Annotated in this window: 13 protein-coding genes and 1 riboswitch; of the genes, 6 read left to right on the plus strand and 7 right to left on the minus strand. The window is 72.9% G+C overall.

The genetic code is table 11. The features are described from left to right. Positions 1-378: 378 nt before the first annotated feature. Entirely contained in the window at positions 379-954 is a 576-nt protein-coding gene (locus OG764_RS20115) for a TerD family protein (protein WP_328969798.1), read from the minus strand. A 155-nt stretch (positions 955-1,109) separates the two neighbouring features. On the opposite strand from OG764_RS20115, the gene arfB reads away from it, so the two are divergent. Further along, positions 1,110-1,535: an alternative ribosome rescue aminoacyl-tRNA hydrolase ArfB gene (arfB, locus tag OG764_RS20120; RefSeq protein WP_328969799.1), complete on the plus strand. Its 426-nt coding sequence runs from the start codon at positions 1,110-1,112 to the stop codon at positions 1,533-1,535. A 4-nt stretch (positions 1,536-1,539) separates the two neighbouring features. Here the strand turns inward: arfB and OG764_RS20125 are convergent, their stop codons facing one another. After that, complete coding sequence (locus tag OG764_RS20125; RefSeq protein ID WP_328969800.1) at positions 1,540-2,106, minus strand: flavin reductase family protein; 567 nt, start codon at positions 2,104-2,106, stop codon at positions 1,540-1,542. 294 nt (positions 2,107-2,400) lie between these two features. Between OG764_RS20125 and cdgB the strand changes: the two genes are divergently transcribed. Both cdgB and OG764_RS20135 read left to right on the plus strand, forming a co-directional pair. Then, the gene (gene cdgB, locus OG764_RS20130) at positions 2,401-4,098 is read left to right on the plus strand and encodes a diguanylate cyclase CdgB (protein ID WP_328969801.1); all 1,698 of its coding nucleotides are present in this window, start codon (positions 2,401-2,403) and stop codon (positions 4,096-4,098) included. A 68-nt stretch (positions 4,099-4,166) separates the two neighbouring features. After that, a complete protein-coding gene (locus OG764_RS20135) occupies positions 4,167-5,195 on the plus strand; it encodes a CBM35 domain-containing protein (protein WP_328969802.1) in 1,029 nt (342 codons plus the stop codon). A 13-nt stretch (positions 5,196-5,208) separates the two neighbouring features. On the opposite strand, the gene OG764_RS20140 is transcribed toward OG764_RS20135, so the two are convergent. From OG764_RS20140 to OG764_RS20150, 3 genes are all read right to left on the minus strand, one after another. After that, on the minus strand, positions 5,209-6,141 hold the full coding sequence (locus OG764_RS20140) for a 1-phosphofructokinase family hexose kinase (RefSeq protein ID WP_328969803.1): 933 nt from the start codon (positions 6,139-6,141) through the stop codon (positions 5,209-5,211). Between the two features lie 472 nt (positions 6,142-6,613). Continuing rightward, positions 6,614-7,765 carry an N-acetylglucosamine-6-phosphate deacetylase gene (gene nagA / locus OG764_RS20145; protein ID WP_328969804.1) on the minus strand — a complete coding sequence of 384 codons (1,152 nt, stop codon included), beginning with the start codon at positions 7,763-7,765 and terminating at the stop codon, positions 6,614-6,616. Continuing rightward, entirely contained in the window at positions 7,765-8,697 is a 933-nt protein-coding gene (locus OG764_RS20150; protein WP_328973083.1) for an ROK family protein, read from the minus strand. The genes nagA and OG764_RS20150 overlap by 1 nt, the downstream gene beginning before the upstream one ends. Positions 8,698-8,895: 198 nt before the next feature. On the opposite strand from OG764_RS20150, the gene OG764_RS20155 reads away from it, so the two are divergent. The 3 genes from OG764_RS20155 (at position 8,896) to otsB (ending at position 11,526) form a co-directional block, all read left to right on the plus strand. After that, positions 8,896-10,176, plus strand: coding sequence for an ABC transporter substrate-binding protein (locus OG764_RS20155; protein WP_328969805.1), 1,281 nt, complete (start codon positions 8,896-8,898; stop codon positions 10,174-10,176). A gap of 70 nt (positions 10,177-10,246) precedes the next feature. Next, complete coding sequence (locus OG764_RS20160; protein ID WP_328969806.1) at positions 10,247-10,495, plus strand: DUF3263 domain-containing protein; 249 nt, start codon at positions 10,247-10,249, stop codon at positions 10,493-10,495. Between the two features lie 20 nt (positions 10,496-10,515). After that, complete coding sequence (otsB, locus tag OG764_RS20165) at positions 10,516-11,526, plus strand: trehalose-phosphatase (RefSeq protein WP_328969807.1); 1,011 nt, start codon at positions 10,516-10,518, stop codon at positions 11,524-11,526. Here otsB and OG764_RS20170 read toward each other — a convergent pair. Together OG764_RS20170 and OG764_RS20175 are read right to left on the minus strand one after the other, a co-directional pair. Next, positions 11,480-12,868 carry an alpha,alpha-trehalose-phosphate synthase (UDP-forming) gene (locus tag OG764_RS20170; RefSeq protein ID WP_328969808.1) on the minus strand — a complete coding sequence of 463 codons (1,389 nt, stop codon included), beginning with the start codon at positions 12,866-12,868 and terminating at the stop codon, positions 11,480-11,482. The genes otsB and OG764_RS20170 overlap by 47 nt on opposite strands. A gap of 71 nt (positions 12,869-12,939) precedes the next feature. After that, positions 12,940-13,911, minus strand: coding sequence for a glucosyl-3-phosphoglycerate synthase (locus OG764_RS20175; protein ID WP_328969809.1), 972 nt, complete (start codon positions 13,909-13,911; stop codon positions 12,940-12,942). 174 nt (positions 13,912-14,085) lie between these two features. After that, positions 14,086-14,240: riboswitch (SAM riboswitch) on the plus strand. Positions 14,241-14,257 lie beyond the last annotated feature (17 nt).

The raw sequence follows: 14,257 nt of genomic DNA on the forward strand, positions 1-14,257 counted from the left end.
GAGCCGGGTTGTCTTGGGGCTCCGCCCCAAACCCCGCGCCTCAAACGCCGGCGAGGCTGGAATTGCCGCGCGCAGCGCCGACAAGGGCTGGATGTTGCCCCCCAGGGCACCGGCAAGGCCGGGAATCGCGCCCGGGGCACAGGCAAGGGCTGGGTGTTGCCCCCAGGGCACCGCCAAGGCCGCGTATTGCCCCCGGGCACCGGCAAGGGCTGGGTGTTGCCCCCCAGGGCACCGCCAAGGCCGCATATTGCCCCCGGGCACCGGCAAGGGCTGGATGTTGCCCGCCAGGGGGTCCGTAGGGGGGCGGCCCCGCACGCCGGGGGCCGGGTACGGCGGAGCCCCCCGCGGCGGGTTGCCGTGGGGGGCTCGGGCAGGAGGTCAGACGTTGACGCCGAAGTCCTGGGCGATGCCGGTCAGGCCGGAGGCGTAGCCCTGGCCCACCGCGCGGAACTTCCACTCCGCGCCGTTGCGGTACAGCTCGCCGAAGACCATCGCGGTCTCGGTCGCCGCGTCCTCGGAGAGGTCGTAGCGGGCGATCTCGGCGCCGCCGGCCTGGTTCACGACGCGGATGTACGCGTTGCGGACCTGGCCGAAGTTCTGGCCGCGGGAATCGGCGTCGTAGATCGAGACCGGGAAGACGATCTTGTCGACGTCGGCCGGGAGGCCGGCCAGGTTGACGTTGATGGCCTCGTCGTCGCCCGCGCCCTCGCCGGTCCGGTTGTCACCGGTGTGCACGATGGTCTGGTCCGGGGTGGACTTGTTGTTGAAGAAGACGAAGTGGCCGTCGGAGACGACCTTGCCCAGCGCGGTCACCGCGATGGCAGAGGCGTCGAGGTCGAAGTCCACACCCGTGGTCGTGCGGACGTCCCAGCCGAGGCCGACCGTGACGGCGCTGAGGCCCGGGGCCTCCTTCGTGAGCGAGACGTTGCCGCCCTTGGACAGGCTAACCGCCATTGGAGATGTCTCCTCTTTCGTCGTCCGTGGCCGTCGGTTCGTGCCGGCCACCGTCAAGCTACCGCTGTCTGTCATAACGCAGCGAGGGGCCCGACGGGTTCCTGCGACGCGAAATAGGAGTGACGGGGGTCCGGCGGGGCGGGATCATAGGGGGCATGCCTGGTCCCTATGTCATCCGCGGTTCGGTCGTCCTGCCGGAGTCCGAGCTCGTCTGGCGTTTCTCGCGCTCCTCCGGGCCGGGCGGGCAGCACGTGAACACCTCCGATTCGAAGGCGGAGCTGAGCTTCGACCTGGCCGCCACGAAGGCGCTGCCGGACGTGTGGAAGGAGCGGGCGCTGGAGCGGCTCGCCGGCCGGCTGGTCGGCGGGGTCGTGACCGTGAAGGCCTCCGAGCACCGCTCCCAGTGGCGCAACCGCGAGATGGCCGCCGTCCGGCTGACCGCGCTGCTCGCGGAGGCGACCGCGCCGCCGCCCAAGCCGCGCCGCGCCACGAAGATCCCGCGCGGGATCAACGAGCGGCGGCTGCGCGAGAAGAAGGCCCGCGCCGACACCAAGCGCGGCCGCTCCGGCCGCGACTGGTGACCCGTCAGCCGCCCAGCTGCCGGTAGCGCCCGCGGAAGTACGCCAGGGGGGAGCCCTCGCCCGACGGCAGGGCCGCGCTCAGCACCCGCCCCACCACCAGCGTGTGGTCCCCGGCCTCGACCCGGGACTCGGTGCGGCACTCCAGCGTGGCCAGCGCCCCGCCGATCAGCGGCGCCCCGCACACCTCGCCGCGTACGTACGGCACGTCCTCGAAGAGCAGCCGGTCGCTGATCCGGCCCTTCATCGCGAACCGCCCGGCCACGTGCCGCTGACTCTCCGACAGCACCGAGACGCCCCACAGCGGCTGCTCGGCGAGGAGGTCGTCCATCCGGGAGCCCTCGCGCAGGCTGACCAGGACCAGCGGCGGATCCAGCGACACCGACATGAACGCGGTCGCCGTCATGCCGACGTCCTCGTTCAGCGGCGGCTCCGTGGCGGTGATCAGGACCACGCCCGCCGCGAGCCGGGACATCGCCGCGCGGAACTCGTCATTGCTCACCCCTTCAGCATGAGGGGTCGCGGTCGTCGCGGGGACCGTCGCAGGGGCACTCGGGGGGCTCGTCTTCCACACGTCCGAAACGCTAGTCTCGCCCTCCCGGGCGGTGCATCGGGCGCGCGACCGAGCCGCGACCTAGGGCTGTCGGCGTACCCGCCGTCGTATCGTTTGCTCGCGGGAATGAGGGGGAGCGCTCCCAGCCATTCAGGCGGCCGTAATTCATCTCATGTGACTTGAGTCACAGAGGGCAAGATTTGTTGACCCTGTGTACCGGCGGCACAGCTCACTGTGATTCAGTGGAAAGGACACCGCAACGAAACGCCGATGACAAACCTGGAGTTGCTGTCGAGGTCTCGGGGAGAGCGAGCAATGGAGACCGAGTCGGAGCCGTACGTCCGTCTTGCGACCCTGCGGCAGCTACACCAGGTGGTGGCCGAACTCAATACGGCCCGGAGCCTGGCGGACACTCTGCAGACCGTCGTGGACGGCATTGTCGTGGGCCTCGGCTACGAGCTCGCCTGTGTCAACCTGGTCCGCCCCGACGGTGATCTCGTCGTCGCCGCCTTCGCCGGGAACCCGGCCGCGGAAGCCCTCATCACCGGCCGCGTCGGCTCCCGCACCTCCTGGGAGCGCCGCCTGTCGATGGGCGAGTCCTGGGACGGCCTGCGCTTCATCCCGCACACGGAGGGCTGGGTCCTGCTGGAGGACGACGTCCCCCAGTGGCACACCGAGGGCCCCGATCCGCGGTTCGAGGACGAGTGGCACCCCGAGGACCGGCTCTACGCCCCCATGTACGCCTCCGGCGGCGAACTGCTCGGGGTCATCTCGGTCGACAAGCCGCGCAACGGACGCCGCCCGGGCGCCTGGGGCCGCGAAGCACTCCAGATGTACGCGTTCCAGGCGGCCATTGCGATCAGCAATGCCCGGCTGCGGGCGAACATGCAGCGCGCCCTGGTCCGCCTGGAGCGCGAGCAGCAGGCCCTGCGCGCCAGCGAGGAGTCGTTCCGGCAGGCCTTCGAGTACGCGCCCAGCGGCATGGCCATCGCCGAGATGGGCGGCGACCAGCACGGCCGGCTGCTGCGCACCAACGACGCCCTGTGCCGGCTGCTCGGCCGGCCCGCCTCCGTACTGCGCCGCTACTCCTTCTCCGACCTCGTGCACCCCGAGGACATCGGCACCCTGCTGCGGACCTCCGCCGAGGGCGGCCGCGCCGAGCTGCGGCTGGGCCGCCGCGACGGCACGTACGTATGGGTCTCGCTGCGCAACTCCGTCGTCGCGGACGCCGCCGACGGGCCCCGCTTCCTGCTCACCCACGTCGAGGACATCGAGGAGCGCAAGCGGCACGAGCTGCAACTCGCGCACCGGGCCAGCCACGACTCCCTGACCGGCCTGCCCAACAGCGCCGAGCTGCGCTCCCGGCTCGGCGCGCGGCTGTGCCGTCGGCCACAGTCCGTACGGGCGACCGCCGTGGAGGCCCTGGACGCGGCGTTCGAAGGGCGGCCGGGGGACGGCGTCGCCGTCGGCGGCGAGCACGGCTTTCCGCCGGACGGCTTCGGGGACCCCTTCGAGCTCGCCGCCGGCGGCCCGGGCGGCGGCGTCGGACCGGAGGCCGGGGGGTACGACCACCACGTGCACACCGTCGCGCCCGCCACGGACATCGACGACGGCACCAAGGGCCTGGCCGTTCTCTTCTGCGATCTCGACGGCTTCAAGTCGATCAACGACCGGTTCGGGCACCACACCGGCGACGCGGTGCTCATCGAGGTCGCGCGCCGCTTGACGACCGGTGTACGCGACGGTGACACCGTCGCCCGGCTGGGTGGTGACGAATTCGTCGTTCTCGCCGACGGGCTCGGCGCGGCCGACGCCGCCGATCTCGCCGTACGCCTGCGCAACGCGATCATCCCGCCGATCCGCGTGGACGGCCGTGCGGTGCGGGTGGGGGCCAGTTTCGGCATCGGCTGGGCCAGCTGCGGAATGTCCGCGGACGAGGTGCTGCGCTCCGCCGACCAGCGGATGTACATCGAGAAGCGGTCGCGCTCCAAGGCCCACCGGCGGGCGGGCTGAGGTCATCCGCAGCCCGGGAGCGCGCCTGTTCGAGGTAGGCTCGCCCGGGTCGAAAGGAGTGACCTGCGATGACGACGCCCGCGAACAACGGCCCGAACAACGGCGCGAACACGCCCGAAGACGACGACCCGTTCGGCTACCTCTACGCGGACGGCCAGGCGGCCGGTGCCACCCCGCCCACCCACGGCGGCGGTTACGGCTACCCGGGTCAGGCCGGCGCCCAGCCGGGCGTCCCGAGGACCTCGTACAACCAGGTGCGCACGGTCGGTGAGCGCACGTACGGCGGCCAGCGCGGTCACGTCCCGCAGCAGCCCGCGCACCAGGCGCCCCACCAGCAGCCGCACCAGCCCCAGCCGCACTACCAGGCGCCCGAGGCGATCCAGGCGGGCGGCTACGGGGTCCCGCCGCAGCAGCAGTACGGCCAGCAGCCCCCGCAGTACTCCCAGCCGGCGCCGCCCCGCGGCTCCAGCCGCAAGGGCATGCTGATCGCGGCCGTGGCCGTGGTCGGCGCGGTCGTCATCGGCATCGGTGTGGCGCTCATCTCCGACAAGGGCAAGGACAAGGGCGAGGACCTGTCCGGCGGCCCCGCGGACAAGGTGAGCGAGGCCCCGCGGACCCCGGGCGGCAAGACCCCGGAGAGCAAGCCTTCGAAGAAGGCCGAGATGCCGAAGGCGGACGCCGCGGCCGGCACCGGCCTGGCCCTGTCGGGCGGCGCCACGGTCGAGAGCTCGGTCCCCGGTGCGAAGGGCGCGGGCGGCCAGTACGTCGGCGGCTTCAACAAGGTCGGCGCGGCCGTGACCTGGACGGTGGACGTCCCCGAGACGGGCGAGTACACGCTGTTCGTGAACTACGGCGTGCCCGGCAAGGACGCGGACGGCACCCTCACCATCAACGGTGTGGTGCAGACCCGCGCGATAAGCCTCAGGAACTTCTCGCGCGCCCCTGAAGGCGACTGGGAGAAGGGCTGGACCAAGAGCTACTCGTGGATCCACCTCGCCAAGGGCACCAACGCCCTGAAGATCTCCTGTGAGTCCACGAACAAGTGCGAGGCCGTCATCGACCAGCTCCGGCTGGCCAAGGGTCAGGTCACCGACTGATCGCCGGGCCGCGTCAGCGGCACCCCGGCTGACCGGCCGTCACGGTGACGGTCTGCCGGAGCAGTTCATAGGTCCCCGCGTCGAATTCGCCCGCCGCGGGGGCCTTTACCGTTGCCGCCGACAGGGCGACCGCGTGGGTCAGGCGGGTCGGCCAGTCCTCGTCGTGGGCCAGGCCCGCCAGCAGGCCGGCGACCGCCGAGTCGCCCGCGCCCGTCGGGTTGCCGGCCAGCGGTGCGGGCGGGGCGGCCTGCCAGACGCCCTGCGGGGTGGCGGCCAGCAGGCCGGCCGGGCCGAGCGAGGTGACCACGGCGTGCGCGCCGCGCCGGCGGGCGGCCAGGGTCGCGGGCAAGGGCTCGCGGGAACCGGTGAGTTGGGCCAGCTCGGACGCGTTCGGCTTGACGATGTCGGGGCGGGCGGCGACCCCGCGGCGCAGCGGCTCGCCGCTGGTGTCGAGGAGGACCGGCACGCCGGCCGCGCGGGCCGCGCGGATGAGGGTGGCGTACGCGCCGACGGGGACGCCGGGCGGCAGGCTGCCGCAGAGCGCGACGGCTCGGGCGCCGGCTGCCAGCTCCTCGAAGCGGGTGAGGAAGGCGGCCCACTCGGCGGGGGCGATGTCGGGGCCGGCCTCGTTGAACTGCGTGGTGTCGCCGGTGGTTTCGTCGACGACGGCCAGGGTGCGGCGGGTGGTGCCGGCGCACGGCACGAACGCGTCGCGGACGCCGGGGGAGTGGGCGAGGGCGGTGCGCAGCACCTCGCCGACCGGGCCGCCCGCGAATCCGGTCGCGGTGACCTCATGGCCGAGCGCGGCCAGCACGCGGGCGACGTTGACGCCCTTGCCACCGGGGCGTTCGGTGATGTCGGAGACGCGGTGTGAGGCGTGTGGGCGGAGCCGGGGGACGTGGTACGTCACGTCCAGCGCGGTGTTGAGCGTCACGGTCAGGATCATGGGTGCACCCCCGGGGGCCCGATCCGGTGTTCGGGCGTACGTGTCCAGTGCGGGGATCATGCCACCTGCCCTCCCTCGCGCGTCAGTACCCGTCCCACCCGAACGCCCACCCTCAGCCTTGCCGACGCCCTGAGGGCAACATCCAGCCTCGCCGGCGTTTGAGGCGCGGGGTTTGGGGCGGAGCCCCAACGAACAACCCGGCTCCGCCGGGCACCGGGCTCCGCCCGGACCCGCGCCTCAAACGCCGGCGAGGCTGGAAGCTGCCCCCGAGGGCGTCGGCGTAGCCGAAAGGCGTGCCCCGGTCAGTCGGCGAGGCTGGAGGTTGCCCCCGAGGGCGTCGGGGAGGCTGAAGGGTGGGCCCCCGGTCAGCCGGCGAGGCTGGAAGCTGCCCCCGAGGGCGTCGGCGTAGCCGAAAGGCGTGCTCCGGTCAGCCGGCGGGGCTGGGGGTCGCGGGTCGGGGAGGCGGGGGCCGTCAACGGCGGGGGTCTACGAGCCAGGTGCCCTGGCGCATCACGCCCTTGAGGGCGAAGTCGGCGTCGAGGACGACCAGGTCCGCGTACTTCCCCGGCTCCAGGGAGCCGACCTGGTCGTACAGACCCAGCAGCTTCGCCGGATTGGCGGAGATCGCCTGCACGACAGACTCCACCGGCAGCTTGTCGACGGTGACGGACCGCCGGAACGCGGTGTCCAGCGTCAGCGTGGAGCCCGCGATCGACCCGCCCTCGACGAGCCGGGCGACGCTGTCCTTGACCTCGACCTCCATCGGCCCGAGCTGGTAGATGCCGTCACCGAATCCGGCCGCGTCCATCGCGTCGGTGATCAGCGCGACCCGGTGCGCCCCCGCGTGGTGGAACGCCAGTTCCAGCATGGCCGGGTGCAGGTGCGTGCCGTCGTTGATGAGCTCGACGGTGATCCGCTCGTCCTCCAGCAGCGCGGCGATCGGCCCGGGCGCCCGGTGAGCGAGGCCCGGCATCGCGTTGTACAGGTGCGTGGCGACGGTGGCGCCCGCGTCGATGGCCTGCGCGGTCTGCTCGTACGTGGCGTCCGTGTGCCCGATCGCGGCGATCACGCCGTGCTCGGCGAGCAGCCGTACGGAGTCCAGGCCGCCGGGCAGCTCGGTGGCGAGGGTGACCATCCGGGCCTGCCCGTGCGCGGCGTCGATGAGCTTGCGGACCTCGGCCGGGTCGGGGTCCCGGAGCAGGTTCTCCATGTGCGCGCCCTTGCGGCACGGGGAGATGAACGGCCCTTCGAAGTGGATGCCCGCGATGTCCCCCTGCTGGGCCAGCTCGGCGAGCAGCGCGGCGCGCCGGGCGAGTACGTCGAGGTCGTCGGTGACGGTGGAGGCGACGAGCGTGGTGGTGCCGTGCTCGCGGTGCGTGCGGACGCCGGCGAGGACCTCGTCGGCGGTGCCGGAGGTGAAGGAGGCGCCACCGCCGCCGTGGTTGTGCATGTCGACGAAGCCGGGGACGATCCAGTGCCCGGACAGGTCGGTGACCTGCGCGTTCTCGGCGGCGGCGCCCGTGATCCGGGAGCCCTCGACGATGACGCGGCCGTTCTCGACGATTCCGGTGGGCAGCACCACCCTGGCGCCGGAGAGAACGGTGCTGTGTGCGCTTCCGGACATCAGGCGGATACCTCCGTGGCGAGTAGGTCCCAGGCGAGCAGGCCTGCGCCCAGGCATCCGGCGGTGTCCCCGAGGGCCGCCGGCACGATGTTCGGCAGCCGCTGGAACGTCACGCGTTCCCGTACGGCCGACCGCAGTGGTGTGAACAAGGTTTCCCCGGCCTCGGCGAGCCCGCCACCGATGATCAGGGTCCGCGGGTCGAGCAGCGTCAGGGCGGTGACCAGCCCGTCGGCGAGGGCGCCGACGGCCTCCGACCAGACGGCGACGGCCTTCGGGTTGCCGGATTCGACGGCCTTGGCGCAGTCCGCGGCGTCCGCCTCGGGGTCGCCGTTCGCGGCGGCCCAGGCCCGTGACACCGCGGAGGCGGAGGCGAGCGTCTCCAGGCAGCCGTGCTGGCCGCAGCCGCACGCGGGTCCGCCGGGGCGGACCACGATGTGGCCGATCTCGCCGGCGTAGCCGTGCGCGCCGGCCTCGATCCGGCCGGCGATGCCGATGGCGCCCGCGATGCCGGTGCCCAGGGGGACGAAGAGGAAGCGGTCGGCGCCCCGGCCGGCGCCGATCCGGCCTTCGGCGAGGCCGCCGGTGCGGACGTCGTGGCCGAGGGCGACGGGGATGCCGTCCAGGCGTTCGCTGAGCATCGAGCGCAGCGGCACGTCACGCCAGCCGAGGTTGGCCGCGTACACGGCCAGCCCGTTCTCGGCGTCGACGATGCCGGGCACGGCGACTCCGGCGGCGGAGGCGCTCTGCCCGTACCGCTCGCGCCCGAGGGCGTGCAGGTCGGCGGCGAAGGCCAGGATCGACTCGACGACGGCTTCGGGGCCGCGCTCGCGGCCGGTGGCGCGGCGCGCTTCGTGCAGCAGCGTGCCGTCCACCCCGACGAGGGCGGCCTTCATCCCGGTGCCGCCCACATCGAGGGCGATGACGTGTTTCACGGGTTTCACGGGGGACAGTCTCGCGTGTCGGACAGGCACAGGTCTAGTCCACTGGAAGGGATTGTTGAGTGGCCATACAAAATCGGGACCTCGGTCCTTGCCCGGACACCGACCTCGCGTGTAAACGGAGCGTGAGAGTGGTGTAGACCTTACAAACGACGAACGGGAAACAAACGGGAATCGAAGGGGACTACGAGGGTGGGAACAGCTGTGAAGCCGCGCTACCGGAACCTGGCCGCCGCCACCGCGGCACTGTGCATGACCGTGGCCTTGAGCGGCTGCGGAACCGTCACCGGTGACAACGAGGTGACCCTCCGGCTCGTGGCGGCCGACTACGGCGACAATCCCGCCAATTCCTCCAAGCAGTACTGGAACGACCTCGCCGCCGCCTTCACCGAGGCGAACCCCGGCATCAAGGTCGAGGTCGACGTCTACTCCTGGGAGGAGGTCGACGCCAAGGTCGCCGAGCTCGACAAGGCCGGCAACGCCCCCGACATAGCCCAGATCGGCGCCTACGCGGACTACGCCGCCGCCGACAAGCTGTACTCGACCGACCAGCTGCTCTCGGTGACCACCGAGGCCGACTTCCTCGGCCCGCTCGCCGACGCCGGCAAGATCCGCCGCGTCCAGTACGGCATGCCCTTCGTCTCCAGCACCCGACTGCTCTTCTACAACGAGGCCCTCTTCGACAAGGCCGGCATCAAGGAAGCCCCCAAGTCCTGGGACGACCTCGAAGCCGACGCCAAGAAGCTCAAGGGCGTCGCCAAGACCCCCTTCGCGCTGCCGCTGGGCCGCGAGGAGGCCCAGGCCGAGACCATGATGTGGCTCCTGTCCGGAGGCGGCGGCTACACCGACAACGACGAGAGCTACGCCATCGACTCGGCGGAGAACGCCCGCTCCCTGAACTGGGTCAAGGAGCACCTGTACGAGGCCGGGCTGACGGGCGCCACCGCGCCCTGGGAGCTCAACCGCCAGGACGCCTTCGACGCCTTCGCGCGCGGCGAGGTCGGCATGCTCAACGGCCACCCGACCCTGATGAAGCAGGCGGCCGCCAAGGGCGTGAAGTTCGGCATGGTCCCGATGCCCACCGTGGACGGCCAGGAGAAGCCCACCATGGGCGTCGCCGACTGGGTCATGGCCTTCAAGAGCGGCGGCCACCGCGAGGCGGCCGGCAAGTTCCTCGACTTCCTCTACGAGGCGAAGAACGTCACGAAGTTCACCAGCTCCTACGACCTGCTGCCCGTCACCACCAGCGGCTACCGGGCCATGCTGGCCGGCCGCGGCGGCGCCTCGCCGGAGCTCAAGACCTTCCTGAGCGCCCTGCCCGGCTCCCGGCTCTACCCCGTCGGCAAGAAGTCCTGGGCCGGGGTCAGCGAGGACATCAAGCGGAACATCGGCAAGACCATGCAGCCCGGCGGCCGCCCCGAGAAGGCCCTGGAGTCGATCGCGTCGACCGCCCGCCGCGCCGACGGGAACTGATCCCTCCCGTGACCGCGCACGCCGCCGACACCCCGGCCGGGGTGTCGGCGGCGCCGGTTATGTTGGAGGCATGACGGACGACGGACACGGGCGGCAGGCGCTCACCGAGCGCGAGACCGCCGTGCTCGCCTTCGAAGGCCGCAGCTGGCCCGGCCCCGGCGCCAAGGAACGGGCCATACGGGAACGCCTCGGCATCTCCCCGGTCCGCTACTACCAGCTGCTCAACGCCCTCATGGACGACCCGCGGGCCCTCGTCCACGCCCCCGGCACCGTCCACCGGCTCCGCCGGATCCGCGAGGACCGGCGCGCCCGCCGCTGAGGCCCAGTAGGGTCGGAGCCATGGGGAGCCATCCGCACATCCCGGATCCGCACCAGCCCGCCGACGCGCCGGAGGTGCGAAATCCGGCCTCGCCCGGGGGTGCCCCCGGACGGAGTCCGGGGGAGGTCGAGGCGCGGGGTCCGGGGCGGAGCCCCGAAACGGCCGCGCTGCCCGAACCCCGCACCCCCGCCGGCCGCGAGGGCCTCGACGCCCTGCTGCGCGCCCCCGCGCACGCCGTGGTCGCGCTCGACTTCGACGGCACCCTCGCCGACATCGTCCCCGACCCCGAGCAGGCCCGCGCCCACCCCCGCGCCGTGCCCGCCCTCGCCGCCCTCGCCCCGCAGGTCCTCTCGGTGGCCGTGATCACCGGCCGGCCCGCCGGCGTCGCCGTCCGCTACGGCGGCTTCGCGGGCGTCCCCGGCCTGGAACACCTCACCGTCCTCGGCCACTACGGGGCCGAACGCTGGGACGCGGTCTCCGGACTCGTCCACGCCCCCGCCGAACACCCCGGTGTCGCCGCCGCCCGCGCCGAACTGCCCGGCTGCCTGGACGCGGTCGGCGCCTGGCACGGCACCTGGATCGAGGAGAAGGGCCGGGCCGTCGCCGTCCACACCCGGCGCGCCGCCGACCCCGCCGCCGCCTTCGAGGCGCTGCGCGCCCCGCTCGCCGACCTCGCGCACCGCCACGGCCTGATCCTCGAACCCGGCCGCGCCGTCCTGGAACTGCGCCCGCCGGGCATGGACAAGGGCGTCGCCCTCGCCGAGTACCTCGCCGAGACCGGCGCCGGCGCCGTCCTCTACGCCGGCGACGACCTCGGCGACCTCGCCGCCTTCGCCGCCGTCGAGAAGCTGCGCGCCGACGGCCTGCCCGGCCTGCTGGTGTGCAGCGGCTCCTCCGAGGTGCCCGAGCTCGCCGCCCGCGCGGACCTGATCCTCGACGGCCCGGCCTCGGTCGTGGCCTTCCTCGCCGACCTGGCCGCCGCCGTCACTCCGGGCGGCGGCCCCGCGGCAGGTCCTTCAGCTGGCGGGTGAACCAGCGGGCCGGCGGCAGCGCGGTCGCCGCGGCCGCCAGCCGCTTGGTGCGCTCCGCCCGCTCCGGCTCCGGCAGCGACAGCGCCTCGTGCAGCGCCTCGGCGGTCTGCGAGACGTCGTACGGATTCACCGCGCACACGTCCTGCGCCAGCTCCGCGTACGCCCCCGCCTCCCGGGACAGCACCAGCGCGCACCCGGCCTCCGAGACCACCGGGATCTCCTTGGCCACCAGGTTCATGCCGTCGCGCACCGGATTCACCAGCGCCACGTCGGCCAGCCGGTACGCGGCCAGCGAGCGGGCGAAGTCGTCCTGCACCGACACCAGCACCGGCTGCCAGTCCGCCGTGCCGAACTCCTCGTTGATCTCCCCGGCCAGCCGGGCCACGTCCGCCGTGTAGGCGCGGTACGAGGCCAGGTCCTGCCGGGACGGGTACGCCGACGCCAGGTGGACCACCCGGCCGCGCCACTCGGGGCGGGTCGCCAGCAGCTCCCGGTACGCGAGCAGCCCGCGGACGATGTTCTTCGACAGCTCGGTGCGGTCCACCCGCACGATCGTGCGCAGCCCGCCGACCTCCGCCCGCAGCCCGGCCAGCTTGTCCTCGACCTCCGGCCGGTACGCGAGGCGCCGCAGCTCCTCCCCGTCCACGCCCAGCGGGTACACCGCGACCTCGGTGCCGCCGAGCCCGCCGGGGCCGGCTTCGGCGCACCCCCGGAAGGCGTCCGCCCAGACCTGCGTGTGGAAGCCCAGCCGGTCCGCGCCGAGCATCCCCCACAGCAGTCGCTCGCGTACGTCCTGCGGCAGCATCGCGAAGTACGCGGGGTCGGCCCACGGGGTGTGCGTGAAGTGGCCGATCACCAGGTCCGGGCGCAGCTCGCGCAGCAGGCCCGGCACCAGGGCCAGCTGGTAGTCCTGCACCAGCACCGCCGCGCCGGGCGCCGCCTCCGCGGCCAGAGCCTCGGCGAACGCCCGGTTGTACGTCTCGTACGCCTGCCACTGCCGTCGGAAACCCGCGTCGAAGACCGGCTCGCGCGGAATGTCGTACAGGTGGTGGTGGAGGAACCACAGCACCGAGTTGGCGATGCCGTTGTAGGCGTCCGCGTAGACGTCGGCGGGGATGTCCAGCATCCGGACGCCCGGCTCGGCGACGCCCTGCCGGACCGCCTCCCGGTCGGCGTCGCCCAGAGCCGCGCACACCCACAGGGCGTCCGGTTGCTGTGCGAGCGCCGCCGAGAGTCCGGAGACCAGACCGCCCCCGCCGCGCCGGGCCGCGAGGCTCCCGTCGGCGTCGAGGGCGTACGAGAGCGGGCCACGGTTCGCTGCGACGAGCACGTGAGAAGGCATGCGGCCAACCTAGCCCGGGTCGCTCCCGCTCAAACGTTTCCGGCGCGCGGGGGCACGGCCGGGCGTACGGGTCAGGCCACGCGCCGCTGCGGGTACTCCTTGATCTCCACCATCGGCGGCCGCTCCTCGGTGTCCACCGGGTACGTGCGCGGCACGAAGCCGTCCGGGCCCCGCTCGAACTGGACGAGCTCGGGACGCACCAGGTGCCCGCGCGACAGCCGCACCTGCGCGGTCCGGTAGATCGCGGCGGCCATCCGGCCCAGCGCCCGGCCGTCCTGGTGGCGGTGCAACCGCACCCCCACGTCGACCTGCGCGAGCGCGTCCAGCCCCACCGTGTGCAGGGCGTCCACCAGCAGCCCCAGCTCCACCCCGTAGCCGACGGGGAACGGCAGCCGCTCCAGCAGCGAGCGGCGGACCGCGTACTCGCCGCCGAGCGGCTGCACGAAACCGGCCAGCTGCGGCCAGTGCAGGTTGAGCAGCGGCCTGGCCACCAGCTCGGTGACCCGCCCGCCCTGCTCGGCGCCGCCCGGGCCGGGGCCCCCGCCCGGGGCGCCGCCCAGCGGACGGTCGTACATCGCCTTGACGAAGTGGACGTCCGGGTCGGTCAGCAGCGGGCCGACTATCCCGGAGACGAAGTCGGCCGAGAAGTCGCGCAGGTCGGCGTCGACGAAGCACACGATGTCGCCCGTGGTGACGAGGAGCGAGCGCCACAGCACCTCGCCCTTGCCCGGCAGGGCCGGGATCCGGGGCAGGATCTCGTCCCGGTGCACCACCCGGGCGCCCGCCTTCGCGGCCACCTCCGCGGTCCGGTCCGAGGACCCCGAGTCGACGACCACCAGCTCGTCGACGAGCGGCACCGCCTCGACCAGTTCGCGGCGGATGACCTCGACGATCTCGCCGACCGTCGCCTCCTCGTCGAGCGCCGGCAGCACGACGCTGACGGTCGTCCCGGCCGCCCGTTTGGCGGCGATCAGCCGGTCGAGCGGACGGTCGGCCGCCGACCAGGAACGTCCGGCGAGCCAGCGCTCCACCTCTTCCAGCACGGTCGGTACTCCCCTGTTTCTGACCGAAATATGATCCATCTCGCGGTTCGGACAGCCGTCTCGGCGGCCCGCACCTTCGGTTACAGTCTTGAACAACGCGGACGACCATCGCATGTCGGGGTCGGCCCGCGGACAAACGCCCGGTTGCGTGTGAGCGCGCCACCGGTGCCATACCGCTCATCCAGAGGGGCAGAGGGACACGGCCCGTTGAAGCCCCGGCAACCCTCCAGTCGGTAACTCGCGATCACGCAACAGCAGCGAGGCCTCCACCGACTCGGGAAGGTGCCAATTCCGTCTCATGGCGATGTTCGTCATGGGGAAGATGAGGAGAAAGGGCCTCGCCATC

The sequence above is a fragment of the Streptomyces sp. NBC_00239 genome (genome assembly GCF_036194065.1).
Taxonomy (GTDB): domain Bacteria; phylum Actinomycetota; class Actinomycetes; order Streptomycetales; family Streptomycetaceae; genus Streptomyces.

Excerpts from the sequence above, each read along its gene's own strand:
- OG764_RS20115 (WP_328969798.1), bottom strand. The coding sequence starts at position 954 with ATGGCGGTTAGCCTGTCCAAGGGCGGCAACGTCTCGCTCACGAAGGAG.
- arfB (WP_328969799.1), top strand. The coding sequence starts at position 1,110 with ATGCCTGGTCCCTATGTCATCCGCGGTTCGGTCGTCCTGCCGGAGTCC.
- cdgB (WP_328969801.1), top strand. The coding sequence starts at position 2,401 with ATGGAGACCGAGTCGGAGCCGTACGTCCGTCTTGCGACCCTGCGGCAG.
- OG764_RS20135 (WP_328969802.1), top strand. The coding sequence starts at position 4,167 with ATGACGACGCCCGCGAACAACGGCCCGAACAACGGCGCGAACACGCCC.
- OG764_RS20140 (WP_328969803.1), bottom strand. The coding sequence starts at position 6,141 with ATGATCCTGACCGTGACGCTCAACACCGCGCTGGACGTGACGTACCAC.
- nagA (WP_328969804.1), bottom strand. The coding sequence starts at position 7,765 with ATGTCCGGAAGCGCACACAGCACCGTTCTCTCCGGCGCCAGGGTGGTG.
- OG764_RS20160 (WP_328969806.1), top strand. The coding sequence starts at position 10,247 with ATGACGGACGACGGACACGGGCGGCAGGCGCTCACCGAGCGCGAGACC.
- otsB (WP_328969807.1), top strand. The coding sequence starts at position 10,516 with ATGGGGAGCCATCCGCACATCCCGGATCCGCACCAGCCCGCCGACGCG.
- OG764_RS20170 (WP_328969808.1), bottom strand. The coding sequence starts at position 12,868 with ATGCCTTCTCACGTGCTCGTCGCAGCGAACCGTGGCCCGCTCTCGTAC.